The 4,193-nt window shown below is 71.1% G+C and carries 5 protein-coding genes; 4 read left to right on the forward strand and 1 reads right to left on the reverse strand.

Annotated features, from left to right (window positions below):
- Window positions 1–104 precede the first annotated feature (104 nt).
- Window positions 105–950: a helix-turn-helix domain-containing protein gene (locus ACFU6K_RS32690; RefSeq protein WP_380669230.1), complete on the reverse strand. Its 846-nt coding sequence runs from the start codon at window positions 948–950 to the stop codon at window positions 105–107.
- A gap of 193 nt (window positions 951–1,143) precedes the next feature.
- Here ACFU6K_RS32690 and ACFU6K_RS32695 point away from each other — a divergent pair, with 193 nt between their 5' ends.
- From ACFU6K_RS32695 to ACFU6K_RS32710, 4 genes are all read left to right on the forward strand, one after another.
- Entirely contained in the window at window positions 1,144–1,896 is a 753-nt protein-coding gene (locus tag ACFU6K_RS32695) for a DUF6879 family protein (RefSeq protein ID WP_380669232.1), read from the forward strand.
- Window positions 1,893–2,735 carry a helix-turn-helix domain-containing protein gene (locus ACFU6K_RS32700; RefSeq protein ID WP_380669234.1) on the forward strand — a complete coding sequence of 281 codons (843 nt, stop codon included), beginning with the start codon at window positions 1,893–1,895 and terminating at the stop codon, window positions 2,733–2,735. The genes ACFU6K_RS32695 and ACFU6K_RS32700 overlap by 4 nt, the downstream gene beginning before the upstream one ends.
- Before the next feature lie 137 nt (window positions 2,736–2,872).
- The gene (locus ACFU6K_RS32705) at window positions 2,873–3,031 is read left to right on the forward strand and encodes a hypothetical protein (protein WP_181970350.1); all 159 of its coding nucleotides are present in this window, start codon (window positions 2,873–2,875) and stop codon (window positions 3,029–3,031) included.
- A 3-nt stretch (window positions 3,032–3,034) separates the two neighbouring features.
- Window positions 3,035–4,193 (forward strand): methyltransferase domain-containing protein (locus ACFU6K_RS32710; protein ID WP_380669236.1); only part of this gene is annotated, 1,159 nt, incomplete at its 3' end.

Genomic DNA, 4,193 nt, shown 5'->3' on the forward strand with positions numbered 1-4,193 from the left:
TTGTTCGGGTGGGCGGTTTTTTGTTTTAAGCCCCCCGGGGGTGGGCCCCGCGCGGGGGTGCGGGCCGCGCCGAAGGGCCCCGCCGACAGAGGGACCCTGCTTCCTCAGTGATCATCACGCGGCACCCGCCAGGACCTGACGATCACCCGGTGTGCCGCCGGGCCGTACACGGCGCTCTCCGCCAGCGCGTCCCATGCCCGGGTGTGGAGCGCGACGTCCGCCGGATCGTCCAGCCACATCTCCGCGTGCCAGGACTCGGTGATCACCAACGTGCCGTCATGGATCGAGAACCCGACTCCCACAGGCACTTGCAGATCGGCTTCAAAAGGAACGATACCCAGCCGAACGTTCCCATCCGCCAGCCACGGCATCAAAGCCTTCATCTGGGCGGCCATCACGGCCGGCGAGCAGAGACGGGACAGGAGCGCCCCTTCCCACACCAGGAAGTGGAACGAACGCGAGCGATCGGCGAGCACCCTCTGGCGCTCCATCCGAGCCGCCACCGCCGCCTCGACATCACGGATCGAGGGATGAACCCTGGTGTATCGGGCAAGGACCGCCCGAGCGTACGCAGCCGTCTGCAGCAGGCCGGGAATGAGAGTCGGATCGAACGACTGACGATGCCCGGTCTTCCTTCCCTGCGCGGCATGCGCCTCCTGCACCGGTCGCGCGCCACCCGCGAGCTGGCGCCTCCATGACCGGTACTGCGTCTCCAGCGTCCGTAGTCGGCCCACCAGTTCGGCGGCGGCGTCAGGCTTGCCGACGGCCTCCGCCCACGCGACCAGATCCGCCGTGCCGGGCGACTGCCTTCCGTTCTCCAACGTGCTGACCTTGGACTGCGGCCAACCCAACAACGCGGCCAGGGCGCGGCCGGACAAGCCGCTCTCGGCGCGGAGTTCACGCATCCGGGCGCCGAGAGCAACCCGTGCCTGCTGAAAGTCGGTGCTCACATGACGGAAACTACCTGAGCCCGGAACTCCGCGTAGCGCACCGCGTGGTGCCAGGCGGCGTCACGGGCCCGGCAGGCGCGAGGGACCACCACACCAACCGCCCACCGCAGGAGAATATTCGAGAATCATCACTCACTCCACGTGATCCTCCGGGCATCCTGAGTCAGCCTGATCGACTTCGAGGGGAGTGGCCATGAGCCGACGACTGCGGTACATCGGGAGCACCTCGGACAACAGTGGATGCCCCACGCTCTACGAGGACGACGAGACCGGGGAGGTGATCGTGCAGGGAGACCTGGTGACCGATCCCGACGAGATCGCCCAGTTCCGCGCCGTCAAGCCCGGCGAGGGATTCGTGACCGTACCCCGCACCCTGCTCGCCGACTTCGCGCCGCGCGACGTGGACCGCGAACGCGTGCTGGTCAGTTACGACGAGTTCGAGGAGATGTTCACGAGCTGCCGACACACGGCCTTCCGGCTGGAGACCCGCCGCCGCTACCGATCGGACGAGGAGTCCGAGACCTACCGGCAGTTCGTGGCCGGACAGGCCCCCGCATGGGACCTGGACCACCCCTGGTGCCGCACGCGCCGCGAGCAGACGGACCTGGGCAAGCGGTTCGAGCGGGTGCGCATCATGGACAACCCGCCCACCATCGGGCAGCGGTACCTGCTCAACAACTCCGAGCGGAACGGCCTGGTCGGCGAGGACATCCGGTACCTGTGGCGTGCCAACGCCGAACGGCTCGGCCTCCCGGCGGAGGACGCCTGGCTGTTCGACTCGCGCTACCTCGCCCTGCTGCACTTCGACGCCGACGACGACATCACCGAGATCGAGGTGATCACCGACCCGGTGAAGGTGGCCCGCGCCTGCCAGGAGCGGGACGCCGCCTGGCACTACGCCACCCCGCACCGCGAGTTCGCCGCTGGGGTACCGTCCGGCATGTGAGCACCGACTTCCAGCACGCCAGAACCGCCCTCGGCCTGCGGCTCCGTGAGCTGCGCGCCGAGGGCGGTCTCACCGGCCGGCAACTGGCCGACCGGCTGGGCTGGACGCAGTCCAAGGTCAGCAAGCTGGAGACCGGCCGGCAGACGGCCACCCACGACGACCTCAAGGCCTGGGCCGAAGGCGTCGGGCAGCCCGGGGCGGCGGCCGAGCTGTCGGCGAGGCTGCGCGCCTTCGAATCGGGAACCCGCTCCTGGCGGCGGCAGTTGGCCGCCGGGCACAAGCCGGTACAGGACACGCTGACCGCCGAGCACGACCGCTCGACCGTCCTGCGCGCGTGGCAGAACTCCACGATCGTCGGGATGCTCCAGACACCCGACTACGCCCGGCACGTCTTCAGCGCCTTCGTCGACCTCCACCGGTCACCGCGCGACGTCGAGGAAGCCGTACGCGCCCGCATCCAACGGCAGGAGAGCCTGTACCGGCCGGGCAGGAAGTACCACATCGTCATGTGGGAGCCGGTACTGCGCGGTCTGATCTGCCCCCCGGCCGTGATGGCCGCCCAACTCGACCGGCTCAGCGGCGTGATCGGGCTGGACACCGTCTCCCTGGGCATCGTCCCGTTCGAGGCCTCGCTCAGGTTGCCGCCGGCCAACGGCTTCTGGATCCACGACGACCGGCTCGTCGTCGTCGAGGACTGGCACGCCGAGCTCTGGCTCGACCAGCCGGACAACGTGGCGCTGTACCGGCGCGTCTGGGACACGCTGGCCGGCTCCGCCGTCTACGGCGCCGACGCCCACCGGGTGATCACGCGGTGCCACCGGGCTCTCGGGGACGGGTGAGGAATCCCCGCGCACCTCGCTCCCAACGGCTCGAATACCCGAGAATCACGCGCCCGCCCTCGCATCGGACACGCCTAACGTGCTCACTGACACCCGTGAGCAGCACGGGAGTTGACCGACAGCAAAAGGGGAAGCGCATGCCCGAGTTCGACGGTGGCAAGCACGGTGGCGGCCAGGGCAACGGCCAGGGCGGCGGGCAGCAGGACGACTCCAGCAGCGGCAACAAGCACGGTGGCGGCGGCAGTGACGAGGGCGGGAACACCTCGGACGGCAGCGGCCCGGCGTCCGGGCACTGACGCGTGAGCGACCGGCACGAAGCGGAGGCCGGCCGGGCCCGGCTGGCCTCCGCGCTCATCGCGAACGGGTCCCTCGCCCCCGACTGGCTGGCGTCGTACCACGCCGTTCCGCGTCACTGGTTCGTCCCTGACCTGATCTGGCCGGGCCGGGCGGACGGGGTGCGCCAGGGCGAGTCCGTGCACCGATTCGCCGATCCGGACGGGTGGTTGGGCGCCGTCTACTCCGACGCGCCGCTCACCACGCAGTGGGACGACGGCGAGCACAGCGGGTTCGACCGCGGCACCGTGCCCACCTCGTCCAGCTCCATGCCGACCATGGTGTTCTCCATGCTCGCCGCTCTGGGCGTGGCGGGCGGCGACCGGGTGCTGGAGATCGGCACCGGCACCGGGTGGAACGCCGCTCTGCTCTCCCACCGTGCGGGGGCCGGGAACGTCGTCTCGGTCGAGGTGGACGAGGACAGCGCCGCCGCCGCACGGCACCGGCTCGCGCGCGCCGGGTTCCGGCCCCGGCTCGTGGTGGGCGACGGTTCGGAGGGCTTCGCCGACGGGCCGCCGTTCGACCGGGTGATCGCCACCTGCTCGGTCCACCGGATTCCGTACGCCTGGATCGAGCAGTCCCGGCCCGGTGCCGTGATCGTCGCCCCGTGGGCGCCCGAGTACGGCGGGGAGGCCGTCGTCCGGCTCACGGTCGGCGACGACGGCACGGCGAGCGGCCGGTTCGTCAGGTCGTCCGCCTTCATGCGGCTCCGTCGGCAGCGGACCGCTCGGCCCGGCAGCCTGGAGTACCTGTCGGGGCCGTGGCCGGCCGACGGGAAGGTCTCGTCGACGGCCCTCTCCCCCGACGCCGTCGGCGGGTGGCCGGCCATGTTCGCCATCGGCGTGCAGGTGCCCGGCGCGTTCCCGCTGACCGAGCGGTACGCCGACGGCACGTACACGCTGTGGCTCCACGACACGGCCGTCACGTCCTGGGCCACCGCCGACTGGGAGCCCGGCCGGACCGCCTACGAGGTGGTGCAGTCCGGCCCGCGCGGCCTGTGGGACGAGGTGGAGGCGGCCTGGCGCTGGTGGCGTCGCCGGGGGCACCCCGGCTTCGAGCGGTTCGGGCTCACCGCCACGCCCGAGGGGCAGACGGTGTGGCTGGACAGGCCGGACAACCCCGTAC

Source organism: Kitasatospora sp. NPDC057512, from assembly GCF_042802135.1.
In the GTDB taxonomy this organism is placed as follows: Bacteria; Actinomycetota; Actinomycetes; order Streptomycetales; family Streptomycetaceae; genus Kitasatospora.